Consider the following 15,816-nt stretch of genomic DNA (forward strand, 5'->3'; position numbering starts at 1 on the left):
CTAGCGGATCGTCTCGCCGCCCCGCCAGACGCGGATGGTGTTCAGGCCGTAGGACCAGGCGAAGGCGCCTTCGTGGTCGGCGTCCCACTGGACGATGTCGGCGTACTGGCCCGGCGCCAGGAAGCCGCGGTCGGTGAGCCCCAGCGCGTAGGCGCCGCCGACCGTGGCCGCGCGGAGGGCCTCCAGGACGCTCATGTTGAACATGGAGATGGCCATCGAGATCGCCAGCGGCAGCGACATGGTGCCCGACTGGCCGGGGTTGTGGTCGGTGCCCAGGCCGACCGGGACGCCGTGGTCCAGCAGCGAGCGCACCGGCGGGGTGCGGCGCTCGTGCAGCGAGGTGGTGGGGCACACGACAACCGGGGTGGAGGTCTTGGCCAGCGCGAGGACGTCGTCCTCGTCGGTCTCGTGCAGCAGATCGACCGAGGAGCACTGCATGTCGGCGCCCATGCGCACCGCGCCGTGCCGGGGCTTGGCGCAGGCGTGCATGTGGGTGGCCAGGCCGACCGCGCGTGCGGAGGAGAGCAGTCGGACCGCGTCGTCGGGGGTGAACTGCTGGTTGTCGCAGTAGACGTCGACACCGTGGGCTCCGGCCTGGGCGGCGTCGCTCAGCCAGGAGGCGACCGCGTCGACGTAGTCGTGCGGGCGGCCGAAGTACTCCGGCGGCACCGCGTGCGCGGCGAAGAATGTCACCTGCAGCCGCGGCATGCCCGGCTCCTCCTCGAGGGAGCGCAGCAGCCGCACGTCGGCGAGCTCGCCGTCGCGGGTGAGGTGGTAGCCGGTCTTGGCCTCGACGGTCGTGCAGCCCGAGAGCACCCAGTGCCGCAGCCGCTCGCGGACCGCGTTGCACAAAGTCCAGGGGTCGGTCCCGCGGGTGACAGTGACGGTGGAGGCCACCCCGCCGCCGGCGCCGCTGATCTCGGACCTGGAGGCGCCGCTGGCGCGCATGGCGACCTCGGCGTAGCGGTTGCCCGCGTAGACCGGGTGGCAGTGGGCGTCGATCAGCCCGGGGGTGACCAGGCCGCCGCCGATGTTGTCGACCTCGTCGACGTCGACGATGTCGTCGATGACTCCGGGCAGGCTCTGCGGGAGATCGGCGGCCGGCCCGACCCAGGCGATGCGATCGTGGTGCACGAGCATCGCCGCGTTGCTGAGGAGATCGGTGCCTGTCCACAGCCGCCCGATGTTGGTCAGCAATCGTACTGTCATCGTCTCACCGGCCCGCCCCAGTAGTCATGGCAGCCGGATCGCGGATGCGGGCCGGTACACACGAGCGGACATAAGCGACCTCGTTCTCGACTCAACTGGCGGGGGGAGGTGGTGCGCCGGCGAGGCGGGCGACTCACGGGGGCTGGTGCCAGTGGCACAAAACCGTAGTTCATCCTCCGACGCCGTGTACACCTCTCGGCCCCGTGATTCACCCGTCCCCAACACAACGGCGGAACCCCGCCCGGGGTTCCGCCGTATGCGTCAGCTTGAGCGACAGGCTACACCGCCGCGCCCCGTCAGACCGCCGCGTAGCCGTCGAGCTTTCCGGCGAGCAGGCCCGGCACGAACGCGTGCAGCCGGGTGCCCTCGCCGGTGTGCTCCTGGTCGACGATGCGGCCCTCCTCGTAGACACGCGAGACCAGGTCGCCGCGCTCGTAGGGCAGCATGACCCGGACCTCGCGCTCCAGGCTGGGCAGCGCGTCGGCGACGGCCGCGATCAGCTCCTCGACACCGGAACCGGTACGCGCCGAGACGTCGACGGCCCGCGGCTCCTTGGCGCGCAGCTGCTTGAGCACCAGCGGGTCGGCCGCGTCGGTCTTGTTGAAGACGACGACCTCGGGGACGTCGCCCGCGCCGATCTCGGTGAAGACCTCGCGCACCGAGGAGAGCTGCTGCTCGGGGTCGGGGTGCGAGGCGTCGACGACGTGCAGGATCAGGTCGGAGTCGGCGACCTCCTCCAGCGTGGAGCGGAACGCCTCGACCAGCTCGTGGGGCAGGTGGCGGACGAACCCGACGGTGTCGCTGAGCGTGAACGCCCGCCCGTCGGGCGTGCGCGCCTGGCGCACCGTGGGATCGAGGGTGGCGAACAGCGCGTCCTCGACCAGCACGCCGGCGTTGGTGAGCCGGTTGAGCAGGCTGGACTTGCCGGCGTTGGTGTATCCGGCGATGGAGACGGCCGGCACCTGGCGGACCTGGCGCTTGTCGCGCTTGACGTCGCGGGAGGTCACCATGTGCGCGAGCTGCCGGCGCAGCTTGGCCATGCGGGCGTTGATGCGCCGCCGGTCGGTCTCGATCTTGGTCTCACCGGGCCCGCGCAGACCCACGCCCCCGTTGCCGCCGCCGGCGCGGCCGCCGGCCTGGCGGGACAGCGTGGCGCCCCAGCCGCGCAGCCGGGGCAGCAGGTAGCTGAGCTGTGCGAGCTCGACCTGGGCCTTGCCTTCGCGGCTGCGGGCGTGCTGGGCGAAGATGTCCAGGATGAGCGCGGTGCGGTCGATGACCTTGACCTTGACGATGTCCTCAAGCTGGCGGAGCTGGCCGGGCGCGAGCTCGCCGTCGCAGATCAGGGTGTCGGCGCCGGTGCTCTCGACGATCTCGCGCAGCTCCTCGGCCTTGCCCCGCCCGATGTAGGTGGCGGGGTCGGGCTTGCGGCGGCGCTGGGTGACGCCTTCGAGGACGGCGGCGCCGGCGGTCTCGGCGAGCTGCTTCAGCTCGGTCAGCGAGTTGTCGGCGTCCCGCTGGGTGCCGCTGGTCCACACCCCCATCAGGACGACGCGCTCCAGGCGAAGCGAGCGGTACTCGACCTCGGTGACGTCGGTGAGCTCCGTGGAGAGCCCTTCGACGCGGCGGAGCGCGTGGCGCTCGGCGAGTTCGAGCTCCCCCTGCTCGGGCTGTTCGGCGGCGTGCGCGTCCTCGACGGTGTGCGGCCGGAGTCCGGCCGCGCGGTGCGCGGGCTCCGCGAGGATGTGCTCGGCGGAGTCGAGCGGACCGCGGTCAACGAAAGTATTCATATCCCTCCAGGTGGTTCAACGCCGGGGCAGCGGGTCCTTGTTCCCGCGCTTCGATGGTTGCACGCGCCGCTGACAGGCGGCACCCCTTTTTCCCGCGGCGCAGCGCCGCCACCCCGCCCGACACGCAGAGTGGCAACGGGTGGCGGAAAGGAGAAGACTGCGAAGGGGGCGCCCCCGGTAGCGGGTCCCCTCGGCGGGCGGCACGGCGAGCCGGGCGACCCGCGTCTCCTGCGGGATAGCGGCAGGTGGCAGAAGCAAGAAACGCGATGCTCGACGTCTCCGTCAAGGGCGGCCGCGGGTGACAGAAAAAACGCGACGCGCAGCGTCTCCGTCAAGGGTGGCGGCGGGTGACGGGAGGGAAAAAGCACCCGACCTTTCCACCAGGGAAAAGAGTGGCCGCACACCCCGCGCGCCCGCCGTTGACCGGGGTCGAACCCGCCAGTAACGTAAATTCCACATACCAGAAATGACTTTCGCTTCGTGGAAGGATTCCGATGGCCGCCACCACCGGGGTCGAGATCACCGGCCCCATGCACGAACGCTTCGACCAGATCCTCACCGACGACGCCCTCGCCCTGGTCGCCGACCTGCACCGGCGGTTCGAAGGGCGCCGGCAGGAGCTGCTGGCCGCCCGCGCCCGCCGCCAGGAGCAGATCTCCGCGGGCGCCGACCTGGACTTCCCGCCCGAGACCCGCCACATCCGCGAGGACACGTCCTGGCAGGTCGCCCCGCCCGCGCCCGGCATCACCGACCGGCGCATCGAGATCACCGGCCCCACCGACCGCAAGATGACGGTCAACGCGCTCAACTCCGGCGCCAAGGTCTGGCTGGCCGACTTCGAGGACGCCAACACCCCGCTGTGGGAGAACATGATCGGCGGCCAGCTGAACCTGCGCGACGCGCTGGACCGCACCCTCGACTTCACCACCCCCGAGGGCAAGTCCTACGCGCTCAAGGACGACTCCGAGCTCGCCTCGATCATCGTGCGCCCCCGCGGTTGGCATCTGGACGAGAAGCACATCCTCGTCGACGGCGCCCGCACCGCCGGGGGCATCGTCGACTTCGCGCTCTACTTCTTCCACTGCGCCCGCCGCCAGCTCGACAAGGGCAAGGGCCCCTACTTCTACCTGCCCAAGCTGGAGAGCCACCTCGAAGCACGGCTGTGGAACGACATCTTCGCGGCCGCGCAGGAGCACCTGGGCATCCCGCGGGGCACCATCCGCGCCACCGTGCTGATCGAGACCATTCCCGCGGCGTTCGAGATGGAGGAGATCCTCTACGAGCTGCGCGAGCACTCCGCCGGCCTGAACGCCGGGCGCTGGGACTACCTCTTCAGCATCATCAAGGTGCACCGCACCCGCGGCCGCAGCTTCCTCATGCCCGAGCGCAACGCCGTCACCATGACCGCGCCCTTCATGCGCGCCTACACCGAGCTGCTGGTGAGCACCTGCCACCGCCGCGGCGCCCACGCCATCGGCGGCATGGCCGCGTTCATCCCCAGCCGCCGCGACCCCGAGGTCAACGAGCGCGCCCTGGCCAAGGTCCGCGACGACAAGTCCCGCGAGTCCGGTGACGGCTTCGACGGCTCCTGGGTGGCCCACCCCGACCTCGTCCCCGTCGCCAAAGAGGTCTTCGACGGCGTGCTGGGCGAGCGGCCCAACCAGATCGACCGCAAGCGCGACGACGTCTCGGTCAAGGCCGCCGACCTGCTGGCAGTGGACTCCGCCGAGGGCGGCATCACCGAGGCCGGGCTGCGCGCCAACATCAACGTCGGCCTGCAGTACCTCGCCTCCTGGATCGGCGGCAACGGCGCGGCGGCCGTCCACAACCTGATGGAGGACGCCGCCACCGCCGAGATCTCCCGCTCCCAGGTCTGGCAGTGGCTGCACAACGGCGTCACGCTCGACGACGGCCCCGAGGTCACCCGCGACCTCGTGCGCCGGCTCGTCGACGAGGAGATGGCCGCCATCCGCGAGCAGCACGGCGACGCCTACGACGCCGCTCTGTTCGAGCAGGCCGAACAGCTGTTCACCGAGGTCGCGCTGGCCGACGAGTACGTCGACTTCCTGACGCTGCCCGCCTACGAGCGCATGCCCTGAACCGGCCGGGCGCGGCGGAGGACCGCCTGCGAGCAGCGCTCCGCCGCACCCGGTTGCCCTTGCCCGCGGGCGGGAAGTGGGAGAGAGTACGGACCTACCGCGGCCGACCCGCCGCGGTACCGAAGACGGGGAGGGCGAGCCCCACATGCCGCAACCGCTCACCGCGCTGATCCCGCGACTGCGCGAGGTCTGCGGCGACGACGGCGTCATCACCGAGCAGCACCGCCGCCGCACCTACGAGAGCGACGGCCTCACCTACCACGCGAGCACACCCGGCGTGGTCGTCCTGCCGACCAGCACCGAACAGGTCGCCGCGGTGGTGCGGCTGTGCGCCGAGAGCGGGGTGCCCTACGTGCCGCGCGGCGCCGGAACCGGACTGTCGGCGGGCGCGCTGCCCCACAGCGAGGGCGTGCTCATCGTCACCTCCCGGATGCGGCGCATCATCGAGATCGACGTCGACAACGAGCGCGCCGTAGTCCAGCCCGGCGTGGCCAACCTGGAGGTCACCCGCGCCGCCGCCCCGCACGGCTACTACTACGCCCCCGACCCCTCCAGCCAGCAGGTGTGCTCGGTGGGCGGCAACATCGCCGAGAACTCCGGCGGCGCGCACTGCCTCAAGTACGGCTTCACCGTCAACCACGTGACCGGTCTGGAGATCGTCACACCGCAGGGCGACGTGGTGCGGCTGGGCGGAAAGGCCGCCGACGCGCCCGGCTACGACCTGCTGGGGGCGTTCGTCGGCTCCGAGGGCACGCTGGGCATCGCCACCGAGATCACCGTGCGGCTGCTGCGCGCGCCGCAGAAGGTCCGCACCCTGCTGGCGGCCTTCGAGACCATGGACGCCGGAGGCTCGGCGGTCTCCTCCATCATCTCCGCCGGCGTGCTCCCGGCGGCCGTGGAGATGATGGACGCGCTGTCCATCGAGGCCGCCGAGGCGGCGGTGGCCTGCGACTACCCGCCCGGTGCGGGGGCCGTGCTGATCGTCGAGCTCGACGGGCCCGCCGCCGACGTCGACGCCCAGTTCGACCGCGCCACGCGGATGTGCCGCGACGCCGGGGCGTTCGAGGTCCGCACCGCCGACGAGGCCGGCGAGCGCGCCCGCATCTGGAAGGGGCGCAAGTCCGCCTTCGCCGCGGTGGGCCGCATCAGCCCCGCCTACATCGTCCAGGACGGCGTCGTCCCCCGCACCGCACTGCCCGAGGTGCTGAGCCGTATCGCCGAACTGTCGGCCGCCTCCGGCATCCGCGTCGCCAACGTCTTCCACGCCGGCGACGGCAACCTGCACCCCCTGGTGCTGTTCGACGACTCCGAGCCCGGCGCCTCCGAGCGCGCCGCCGAGGTCTCCGGCAAGATCCTGGACCTGTGCATCGAGCACGGCGGCTCCATCACGGGCGAGCACGGCGTCGGCGTCGACAAGGCGTGCCAGATGCCCGAGATGTTCTCCCCCGACGACCTGGAGACCATGGACCTGTTCCGCTCGGCCTTCGACCCCGGCGGCATCGCCAACCCCGAGAAGCTGCTGCCCACGCCGCGGCTGTGCGGGGAGCGGCCCGGTGTACGCAAGGGCGTCCACCCCCTCGTGGCCGAGGGCGCGGCGGAGCAGTTCTGATGTGCGGCGGGCCGCGGTGCGGGCGCGGTGCGGCGGACCACGAAGCGGGAGCACGGCAGTGACACAGGACGAGACGACCACGACGCCCCTGGCCGAGGCGCTCAGCGAAGGCGGCGCGGTGGTGCGCGAGGGCACCCCGGCCGACGCCGTCTGCGGGCACGTCCCCCGCTACGTCGCCCGGCCGCCCGACACGGCCGCGGCCCAGGCGCTGCTGGCGGCCGCCGGACGCCTGGACCTGGCCACCGTCGTGCGCGGCAACGGCACCGCGTTGGACTGGGGAGCCCCGCCGCGGCGCTGCGACCTGGTGCTGGAGACCACGGCGCTGACCGGCGTCGAGCACGCCGCCGGCGACCTCGTCGTCCAGGCCGGCGCGGGCACCCCGCTGGCCGACCTGCAGGCCGAGCTGGCCGCGGCCGGGCAGCGGCTGACCCTCGACCCGCTCGTCGCCGGCGGGACGGTCGGCGGCGCCCTCGCCACCGGGCTGTCGGGGCCGCGCCGCCTGCTGCACGGTCCGCTGCGCGACCTGGTCATCGGCATGACCGCCGTGCGCGCTGACGGGGTCGCCGCCTCCTCCGGCGGCCGCGTCGTCAAGAACGTCGCAGGCTACGACCTGGGCAAACTGCATACCGGAGCCCTGGGGACCCTGGGGCTGATCACATCGGCGACATTCCGGCTGCACCCCCTGCCCGAAGCGCTGCGCACCGTCGGTGCGACCACCGCCGACCCCGAGACGGCCCAAAGATGGACCCGCGCCGTCCTCGGGTCGGGCGCCGTGCCCGCCGCCGTCGAGCTCGACTGGCCCGCGGACGGCCCGCTGTCGCTGCGCGTGCTTCTGGAGGGCGCCGAAGGCGGAATCGACGCCCGCGCCCGCGCCGTGGCCGACCTGATGGAGGGCGCCGACATCGCCGCCGGCCCGCCCGCGCGGTGGGGCGTCCTGCCCGGCGGAGCAGGCGACACCCTGCTCAAGATCGCGGTGCCCATCGGCCACGTCGCCGCTGCCGCCCGGCTGGTGCGCGAGGCCGCCCGCCGGCAGGGCACCGACGCCGCCGTCGGCGGGTCGGCGGGCGCGGGCGTCCTCTTCGCCGCCCTGCCCGCCTCGGTGGGCGCGGAGCCGGTCGGCGCCGTGGCCTCCGCGGTGCGCTCGGCCGTCGAGGGCGCCGTGACCCTCGTCCGCACGGCCCCCGCCCTCGCCGGGGCCGACCTGGACCGCTGGGGCGAGGTGCCCGGGCTGGAGCTGATGCGCGCCGTCAAGCTGCGCTTCGACCCCCGCGGCCTCCTGGCGCCCGGCCGGTTCGCCGGCGGGATCTGACGCTCCGGCCCTCGGAAGCCGACCGGAATCCAGGCGACCATTAGGCGACATCGTGCGGAAAGGTAGGACGCCGTGACCGACAGCGAGACCGCCCCCGGCGCCCGTGAGGGCACCCGCTCCTTCGACGACCTGCTCGGCGACTGCGTGCACTGCGGGTTCTGCCTGCCCACCTGCCCCACCTACGTGCTGTGGGGCGAGGAGATGGACTCCCCGCGCGGCCGCATCCACCTGATGGGCCAGATGCGCGAGGACGACGTGCTCAGCGAGGCCGCCACGGGCCACTTCGACAACTGCCTGGGCTGCCTGGCGTGTGTCAGCTCCTGCCCCTCGGGCGTCGCCTACGACGCGCTGATCGAGTCGACCCGCGCGACCGTGGAGCGCGAGCACCGCCGACCGCCCGGCGAACGGCTGCTGCGAAAGGCGGTCTTCGCGCTGTTCCCGTACCGCCGGCGGCTGGAACTGCTCCGGGCGCCGCTGAAGGCCTACCAGGCCAGCGGACTGAACCGGCTGGTGCGCCGCTCGGGGGTACTGGAGCGGGTCTCCCCCGCCCTGGCGACGATGGAGCGCATCGCACCGCCGCTGACCGGGGCAGTGCCGCGCCTGCCCGAGGTGGTCCCGGCGCGCGGTCGGCGGCGCGCTGTGGTGGGTATGCTCACCGGCTGCGTGCAGGGGGCGTTCTTCCCGCAGGTCAACACCGCCACGGCGCGCGTGCTGGCCAGCGAGGGCTGCGACGTGGTGGTGCCCGGCGACCAGGGCTGCTGCGGTGCCCTGTCCTCGCACACCGGACGCGCCGAGGAGGCGGCCGACTTCGCGCGCGCCACCGTCGCCTCCTTCTCCAAGGCCGGTGTTGACGCGGTCGTGGTCAACTCCGCCGGATGCGGCGCATCCATGAAGCACTACGGCCGGCTGATGGAGGAGGCCGGTGCGGGCCCCGAGGAGGTGCGCCGCGCCGAGGAGCTGTCGGCGAAGGTGGTGGACCTGTCGGAGTACCTGGTCCGGCTGGGTCCGCGGGCCCCCCGGCGTCCGCTGCCGCTGCGCGCCGCCTACCACGACGCCTGCCACCTGTCGCACGGCCAGGGCGTCGCCGCCCAGCCGCGTGAGCTGCTGCGCGCGATCCCCGAGCTGGAGGTGGCCGACCTGCCCAACCCGGAGGTCTGCTGCGGCTCGGCGGGCGTCTACAACCTGCTGCGCCCGCAGGCCGCCGGCGACCTGGGAGTGCGCAAGAGCGAGGACGTGCGCTCGACGGGAGCCGAACTCCTGGTGGCGGGCAACCCCGGCTGCTCGCTGCAGATCGCCTCGGCCATGGAGCGCGCGGGCACGCCGATCTCGGTGGCCCACACCGCCCAGGTCCTCGACGCCTCCATCCGCGGCCTCGACCCGGCGACGCTGCTCCCCCGCTGACCCCGGACCGGCCGACCGGATCCGCCCCGGTATCGGCCGAGACCGGATCTCCGGGCGCCGGCGCCCGGAGATCGGGGCGTGCGCCGTCCGCCGGACCCCGTCGGAACCGGTCCGCGCAGGTCGCAACGGTGCAAGGCGGCGGCATGCTCCCGCACGGCCGCTCCGCGCCGCACCTCGCCCGGATATCGGACACGCCGGGTGCACAACCCTGCCGCGGAAACGCCCGGTTTTCCCGCGAAACAGCAGCCGACCTGGACCGATCCCGGTAACTTTCCGCCATGCCCAGCATCGAACACGCGTGCAACTGGGAGGAACTGATGGCGACCACCGGGCACAAGTACCGCAGCGAGTTCGCCCGCAGGTACGTCCGTGAAGGTGAGGTGCGCGGCGAGGCACGCGGCGAGGCACGTGGCGAGGCCAAGTCGATCCTCAAGATCCTCGAGGCGCACGGGGTCGAGGTCGCGGAGGAGGAGCGCGAGCGCATCCTGGCGTGTACGTGTGAGGACACGCTGACGACCTGGCTCATGCGTGCTCTCTCCGCCGCGTCGGTCGATGAACTGTTCCGTTGAGCGTGTCCCGACGGCGAACGCGATCGGAGGGCACTCGGCGGACCAGCTCTTCGCCTGAGGGGCTCCGGCACAGCCGTGGTCAGGACTCCAGGTCCATCAGCAGCTCGCCCTCGGCCACGAGGACCGCCGGGCCGCGCAGGCGGGCGCCCTTGGCGTCGAGGAGGACGACGCACTCGCCGCCGGGAACGCGCACACGCCAGGCGGCCTCCTCACCGGGCGGGGTCGCCGCGGCCGCGACGGCGACGATGCCGGTTCCGCAGGAGCGGGTCTCTCCGGAGCCGCGCTCGTTGACGCGCATCTCCAGGGTCCCCGGCGCCGCCTCGGCGAACACCTCGACGTTGGCGCCCTCGGGGAACTGCGCGGGGTCGAGCCGCGGCCGCCCGCTCAGGTCCACCCCGGCCGGGCCGCCCGGCACCCGGCAGGCCAGGTGCGGGTTGCCGACGTCCACGCGCACGCCCTGCACCGGGCCGCCGGCCAGCACCGCGCTGCCCTCGCCGAGCACCTCGGGGCGGCCCATGTCCACGGTGACGTCGCCGTCGTCCTCCAGCACCACGCGGCGCGCCCCCGCCCGGGTGCCCACCGACAGCTCGCCGCCCGAGACCAGGCCGCGGTCGGCGAGGTAGCGGGCGAACACGCGCACGCCGTTGCCGCACATCTCGGCGACGCTTCCGTCGGCGTTGCGGTAGTCCATGAACCACTCGCACTCGGCGGCCGAGGCCGCCGGGCCGGTCAGCGCCTCGCCCAGGGCGGCGGTGCGCACGACGCGCAGCACCCCGTCGGCTCCGATCCCGGCGCGGCGGTCGCACACGCGCGCGACCGCGGCCGGGCGCAGGTCCAGCGCCCCGTCGGGGTCGGGGAGGATCACGAAGTCGTTCTCGGTGCCGTGCCCCTTGGCGAATCGCATGGGCCCAATCCTAAGCGCGCACGAGGCCGCCGCCGTGCCGGTGAGCAGCGGCGGCGGCGCGGGGCGGCGGCGCCCGCCCACGGCTGCGGCGCTCCCGCCCGGGACCAGGCGGGGCGCCGCCGCTGCCACACTGGAAGCGGGGGCGCCGGCGGCCCGGCAGCCCCGCGCGCAGCAGCGGAACGCGGCAGTCAGGACATGGAGAGGCGGGACCGAGTGGACGGGCACCGGGACGGTACCCAAGACCCGGTGGTCGCGGTGGTGGGAGCCACCGCCGCGGGCAAGTCGGACCTCGCCGTGGAACTGGCCCTGCGCCTGGGCGCGGCCTCCGGCGGCGCCGAGATCGTCAACGCCGACTCGATGCAGCTGTACCGCGGGATGGACATCGGCACCGCCAAGCTCGCCCCGGAGGAGCGCAGGGGTGTACCCCACCACCTGCTCGACATCTGGGACGTCACCCGCACCGCCAACGTCGCCGAGTACCAGGAGCTGGCCCGCGCCCGGATCGACGGGCTGCGCGAGCGCGGCGCCACACCGGTCCTGGTGGGCGGCTCGGGCCTGTACGTGCGCGCCGCGCTGGACGAGCTGGACTTCCCCGGGACCGACCCCGCCATCCGCGCCCGGCTGGAGGCCGAGCTGGAGGAGCGCGGCCCGGCACCGCTGTACGCGCGCCTGTCCGAGAGCGACCCGCGGGCCGCAGAGGCCATCCTGCCCGGCAACGGCCGGCGGATCGTGCGGGCGCTGGAGGTCATCGAGCTGACCGGGCGGCCCTTCACCGCGACGCTGCCCGAGCACACGTCGCGCTACCCGTGCGTCCAGATCGGCGTCCGGGTGCCGCGCCCGGAGCTGGACGCCCGGATCGCCGACCGCGTGGACCGGATGTGGAGCGCCGGTCTGGTCGAGGAGGTGCGCGCGCTGCGCGAGCGCGGGCTCGCCGAGGGCCGCACCGCCTCGCGGGCGCTGGGCTACGCCCAGGTACTGCACTACCTGGAGGGCGACTGCGACGAGGAGGAGGCCCGCTCGGAGACCGTGCGCGCCACCCGCCGCTTCGCCCGGCGCCAGGAGTCCTGGTTCCGCCGCGACCCCCGCGTGCGCTGGCTCGACCACGACGACCCCGGCCTCGTCGCACGCGCTCTGGAACTGGTGCGCACCTGAGAGCACCCCGTTCCGCCCGGAACCGCCCGAATGCGCGATTGCGAACACGGGTACGACCCGCCCATGACGACTGCGGTGGAGTACCCGGCGGGGGCGCCCTGCTGGTTCGAGCTCTCGGTGCCCGACCTGGGCCGCGCCAAGGAGTTCTACGCCGGGCTGTTCGGGTGGGAGTTCGACGACCTGCCCTATACCCAGGCCCGCCTCCGCGGGCGGCGGGTCGCCGGGATCAGCCAGCGCTGGGGCAGCGACACCGGCCCGGCCGAGCCCGCCGCGTGGACGGTCCTGCTGGCCACCCGCGACCTCGACGCGGCGCTGCGCACCGTCGCCGAGGCCGGAGGGCGCCTGTCCTCGGCCCGCCAGGACATCGGCGACCTGGGAGCCATGGCCCTTGCCCGCGATCCGGCCGGCGCCGAGTTCGGGCTGTGGCAGCCGGGCACGCTGCGCGGCTGCGAGGCCTCCGGCCCGGGGAGTCCGGTGTGGAGCGAGATCGCCAGCGACGACATCCAGGAGACCGCGTCCTTCCTGGTGCGGGTCCTGGGCTGCGAGCCCGAGCGGGTGGAGGGGTTCGAGTTCGTCACCCTCTACAGCGGCGGCTGGCCCGTCCTCGGGGTCTACGGCGGCGACGGCCGCCCCCGCAGCGGCCACGCCGCCTGGCTCACCTACTTCGCGGTGCGCAGCGCGGACGCGGCGGCCGACTACACCCGCGGCGCGGGCGGCAGCGTCGTGCGCGCGCCCGCCGACTCCCCCTACGGCCGCTGGTGCCTGCTCGCCGACCCCTTCGGCGCGCGCCTGGCCGCGGTGGAGCCCACCGAGGCCGCGTGACCGCCGCGCGCGGGCCGCGGCTCGCGCGCAATCAGCGCCACAGCGCCGCGAAGTAGCCCACGCCGTAGGGTGACTCGTGGGCGAGCAGCCCGCCGCCCAGCCACGCCCCCGCTGCCGCGCCCGCGAGGACCTGCCAGGCCGCGCGGCCGCCGGCCATCAGCTCCGCCGCCAGAGCGGGAGCGATCCCCGCCAGCGCCGCGGTGTCGGCGGCGTCCAGCGCCTCGGCGACCGCGGCGTCGAACCCGGCGGCGCGCCGGTCGGCCGTGCCCGGTGCGTGCTCGCCGCGGCGGGCGCTGCCGTCGCCCATCACCAGCAGGGCGACCCGGTCCGCGGCGGCCGCCAGCGCGGCGCCCCGCTCGGCGCACTCCCGCGGCGCCGCCGTCGGGAGGACCTCGACGTAGCGATCCGGCCGCAGGTCCGAGCGATCGCACAGCCACCGGCCCACCGTCAGCGACAACGGAAGCTCCGGCGGCCCCTCCCCCACCCGCACCGGCACACCGTAGGCGTCGAGGCCGCCGGCGGCGTCGGAGCCGTGCACCCGGTCGGCGCCGCCGCACCCGACGACCGCCACCGTGTCCGGGCCGGAAGCGGCCAGTCCCGCCACGGCCCGGTCGCAGGCCGCCCGCAGCCCGTCGAGCTCGCCGGCGGCGCCCTGCGCGACCTGCGGCAGCAGCAGTGGCGGATGAGGGCACACGGCCGCGGCGATCAGCACACGCGCGAGGCTACCGCGGCCGCCGACCGCGTCTCGGCGGAATCCGGGCGAAGCACGTCCTTGCACCGCGCGCGTCCGCTGCTACCGTCGGAGGTGACCGCGTGACCAATTTTGAAATTCGGTCACACAGTCAGCGTTCCTTGCCGCGATGACGCAGGAGAGAGCAGGACCAGTGCCCGAGCCCGACCCGGCCGCATCCGCCCCGGAGCCCGCCGACCCCGCGCACAGTGCGCGCGCCGAGCGCATCCTCGACGCCGCGGCCGAGCTCCTCGTCGCCTGGGGGTACCGCCGCATCACCATCGAGGACGTCGCCAAGCGCGCGGGCGTCGGCAAGGGCACCGTCTACCTGCATTTCCGCACCAAGGAGCTGCTGTTTCTGACGGTGCTGCTGCGGGTGCAGGCGACGCTGATGGACGGACTGATCGCGTCCTTCCGACGCGACCCCCAACTGATCCGGCCCAGCGCGGTGGCGCGCGCCAACTACACCACGGCCACCGAGAACCCCATCCTGCGCGCGACCCTCACCCGCGACAGCGAGACCCTCGGCTCGCTGGTCAGCAGCGGCCTCCGCGAGCTCGGCGACTACACGCGGGCGCGCATCGCCGTCGTCACCGAGTACTTCGCCACGCTCCGCGAACACGGGGTACTGCGCTCCGACACGCCGCTGGAACAGCAGCTGCACGCCTTCGTCCGCGTCTTCTACGGCTATGTGGCCACCCAGCGCGCGGCCGACTTCATGCGCGCGGAGGGCGGCGACCACACCGCGGCCGACGCCCGCATGCTCGCCCGCGTCGTCAGCGCCTCCCTGGAGGTGCCCGGCGACGACCCCGCTCCCGCACGCGCCGCCGCGCCCCACGTCATCACGCTGTTCGAGCGGCTGCTCGCCCGCGTACACGAAGAGATCGCCAACCAGAAGCGCACCTGACGCCCCAAGGAGGGCCCAGCCATGAGCACACCCACCGGCCGCGACTCCGCCGCCGACCCCGGCGGCGCGGCACTGACCGACCCCGCGCTGCTCGCCGACCCCTACACCGGGTTCGGCCGGCTCCGCGAGACCGAGCCCGTCACCCTCGGCCGCAACCTCGACGGGTCGCCCCTGTGGATCGTCACCCGCCACGAGGACGTCCGCGCCGTCCTCGACGACCCGCGCTTCGCCAACGACCCGCTCTCCGTCCCGGGGATCGAGACCGACAAGCGCGCCGAGCTGCTCGTCAGGATGGGCCTGTCCGAGGAGTACGTGGCCTACATGGCCGACACGTTGCTCGACGCCGACCCGCCCGACCACACCCGGCTGCGCAAGCTGGTCTCGCGCGCCTTCACCGTTCGCCGCGTCAACGCACTGCGGCCCCGTGTCGAGCAGATCACCGACGACCTGCTCGACAGGCTGCCGGACCACGCCGGCGACGACGGCACCGTGGACCTCATCGAGCACTTCGCCTACCCGCTGCCCATCACCGTCATCTGCGAGATGGTCGGCGTGCCCGAGGAGGACCGGCCGCTGTGGCGCAGGTGGGGCAACGACCTGATCCAGACGGATTCGCCGGAGCGGATGGACCGCGCGCTCGTGGGAACGGTCGAGCACGTCCGCGCAATGATCGCCAAGCGGCGCGCAGACCCCGGCGACGACCTGCTCGACGCCCTCATCGCGGTCCGCGACGAGGACGGCGACCGGCTCACCGAGAAGGAGCTCATCACGATGGTGCTCTCGCTGGTGATCGCCGGCCACGAGACCACGGCCAACCTCATCGGCAACGGCACGCTCGCCCTGCTCACCCATCCCGACCAGCTCGCGCTGCTGCGCCGGGACCCCGAGATCGCCCCGCGCGCCGTGCACGAGCTGATGCGCTGGTGCGGCCCCGTCCTCGGCAGCCGGCCCCGCTGGCCGACCGAGGACGTAACCCTCGGCGGGAAGCTCATCCGCCAGGGTGAACCGGTCATGGCGATGGTCGTCGGCGCCAACCGAGACCCGCGCCGCTTCGAGGACCCCGACCGCCTCGACATCAGCCGGACCTACGCGACCCGCGGCGAGCAGCACACCGGATTCGGCCACGGCATGCACTACTGCCTGGGTGCGGCGCTGGCCCGCCAGGAGGGCGAGGTGGCGTTCACCCGCCTCTTCGAGCGCTATCCAAAGCTGTCTCCGGCCGTGCCGGAGGGCGGGCCGGAGTGGCATCCGCGGCCGGGCCTGCGTCGCCTGGTCCGGCTGCCGCTGCACCTGGGCCGCGGCTGAACCGGGCCGCGCC

13 protein-coding genes are annotated in these 15,816 nt (G+C 73.8%); 9 read left to right on the forward strand and 4 right to left on the reverse strand.

Features of this window, described 5'->3' with window-relative positions:
- Together hutI and hflX are read right to left on the reverse strand one after the other, a co-directional pair.
- On the reverse strand, positions 1-1,209 hold the full coding sequence (gene hutI / locus ABD284_RS02700) for an imidazolonepropionase (RefSeq protein ID WP_344140575.1): 1,209 nt from the start codon (positions 1,207-1,209) through the stop codon (positions 1-3).
- A 296-nt stretch (positions 1,210-1,505) separates the two neighbouring features.
- Entirely contained in the window at positions 1,506-2,996 is a 1,491-nt protein-coding gene (hflX, locus tag ABD284_RS02705; RefSeq protein WP_344140577.1) for a GTPase HflX, read from the reverse strand.
- Between the two features lie 494 nt (positions 2,997-3,490).
- Between hflX and aceB the strand changes: the two genes are divergently transcribed.
- From aceB to ABD284_RS02730, 5 genes are all read left to right on the forward strand, one after another.
- Positions 3,491-5,095: a malate synthase A gene (gene aceB / locus ABD284_RS02710; RefSeq protein ID WP_344140580.1), complete on the forward strand. Its 1,605-nt coding sequence runs from the start codon at positions 3,491-3,493 to the stop codon at positions 5,093-5,095.
- Between the two features lie 145 nt (positions 5,096-5,240).
- Positions 5,241-6,704: an FAD-linked oxidase C-terminal domain-containing protein gene (locus ABD284_RS02715; RefSeq protein WP_344140582.1), complete on the forward strand. Its 1,464-nt coding sequence runs from the start codon at positions 5,241-5,243 to the stop codon at positions 6,702-6,704.
- 58 nt (positions 6,705-6,762) lie between these two features.
- Entirely contained in the window at positions 6,763-8,013 is a 1,251-nt protein-coding gene (locus tag ABD284_RS02720; protein ID WP_344140584.1) for an FAD-binding oxidoreductase, read from the forward strand.
- 72 nt (positions 8,014-8,085) lie between these two features.
- Positions 8,086-9,414, forward strand: a complete 1,329-nt coding sequence (locus ABD284_RS02725; protein WP_344140586.1) for a (Fe-S)-binding protein — start codon at positions 8,086-8,088, stop codon at positions 9,412-9,414.
- 278 nt (positions 9,415-9,692) lie between these two features.
- On the forward strand, positions 9,693-9,983 hold the full coding sequence (locus ABD284_RS02730) for a hypothetical protein (RefSeq protein ID WP_344140588.1): 291 nt from the start codon (positions 9,693-9,695) through the stop codon (positions 9,981-9,983).
- A 79-nt stretch (positions 9,984-10,062) separates the two neighbouring features.
- Here the strand turns inward: ABD284_RS02730 and dapF are convergent, their stop codons facing one another.
- Positions 10,063-10,887: a diaminopimelate epimerase gene (dapF, locus tag ABD284_RS02735; RefSeq protein ID WP_344140591.1), complete on the reverse strand. Its 825-nt coding sequence runs from the start codon at positions 10,885-10,887 to the stop codon at positions 10,063-10,065.
- A gap of 246 nt (positions 10,888-11,133) precedes the next feature.
- Here dapF and miaA point away from each other — a divergent pair, with 246 nt between their 5' ends.
- Both miaA and ABD284_RS02745 read left to right on the forward strand, forming a co-directional pair.
- Complete coding sequence (miaA, locus tag ABD284_RS02740) at positions 11,134-12,039, forward strand: tRNA (adenosine(37)-N6)-dimethylallyltransferase MiaA (protein ID WP_344140774.1); 906 nt, start codon at positions 11,134-11,136, stop codon at positions 12,037-12,039.
- Between the two features lie 63 nt (positions 12,040-12,102).
- Positions 12,103-12,861, forward strand: coding sequence for a VOC family protein (locus tag ABD284_RS02745; protein ID WP_344140593.1), 759 nt, complete (start codon positions 12,103-12,105; stop codon positions 12,859-12,861).
- Positions 12,862-12,892: 31 nt separating this feature from the next.
- Here ABD284_RS02745 and ABD284_RS02750 read toward each other — a convergent pair whose 3' ends face one another.
- The gene (locus ABD284_RS02750) at positions 12,893-13,573 is read right to left on the reverse strand and encodes a class III extradiol ring-cleavage dioxygenase family protein (protein WP_344140595.1); all 681 of its coding nucleotides are present in this window, start codon (positions 13,571-13,573) and stop codon (positions 12,893-12,895) included.
- Positions 13,574-13,745: 172 nt separating this feature from the next.
- Between ABD284_RS02750 and ABD284_RS02755 the strand changes: the two genes are divergently transcribed.
- Both ABD284_RS02755 and ABD284_RS02760 read left to right on the forward strand, forming a co-directional pair.
- On the forward strand, positions 13,746-14,498 hold the full coding sequence (locus tag ABD284_RS02755; RefSeq protein WP_344140597.1) for a TetR/AcrR family transcriptional regulator: 753 nt from the start codon (positions 13,746-13,748) through the stop codon (positions 14,496-14,498).
- Positions 14,499-14,519: 21 nt separating this feature from the next.
- A complete protein-coding gene (locus ABD284_RS02760) occupies positions 14,520-15,803 on the forward strand; it encodes a cytochrome P450 family protein (protein ID WP_344140599.1) in 1,284 nt (427 codons plus the stop codon).
- Positions 15,804-15,816: the final 13 nt, after the last annotated feature.

It is taken from the genome of Streptomonospora arabica, from assembly GCF_039531585.1.
GTDB classification, from domain to species: domain Bacteria; phylum Actinomycetota; class Actinomycetes; order Streptosporangiales; family Streptosporangiaceae; genus Streptomonospora; species Streptomonospora halophila.

Coding starts and splice junctions, on each gene's coding strand:
- hutI (WP_344140575.1), bottom strand. CDS start 1,209: ATGACAGTACGATTGCTGACCAACATCGGGCGGCTGTGGACAGGCACC.
- ABD284_RS02760 (WP_344140599.1), top strand. CDS start 14,520: ATGAGCACACCCACCGGCCGCGACTCCGCCGCCGACCCCGGCGGCGCG.
- dapF (WP_344140591.1), bottom strand. CDS start 10,887: ATGCGATTCGCCAAGGGGCACGGCACCGAGAACGACTTCGTGATCCTC.
- hflX (WP_344140577.1), bottom strand. CDS start 2,996: ATGAATACTTTCGTTGACCGCGGTCCGCTCGACTCCGCCGAGCACATC.
- ABD284_RS02730 (WP_344140588.1), top strand. CDS start 9,693: ATGCCCAGCATCGAACACGCGTGCAACTGGGAGGAACTGATGGCGACC.
- aceB (WP_344140580.1), top strand. CDS start 3,491: ATGGCCGCCACCACCGGGGTCGAGATCACCGGCCCCATGCACGAACGC.
- ABD284_RS02715 (WP_344140582.1), top strand. CDS start 5,241: ATGCCGCAACCGCTCACCGCGCTGATCCCGCGACTGCGCGAGGTCTGC.
- ABD284_RS02745 (WP_344140593.1), top strand. CDS start 12,103: ATGACGACTGCGGTGGAGTACCCGGCGGGGGCGCCCTGCTGGTTCGAG.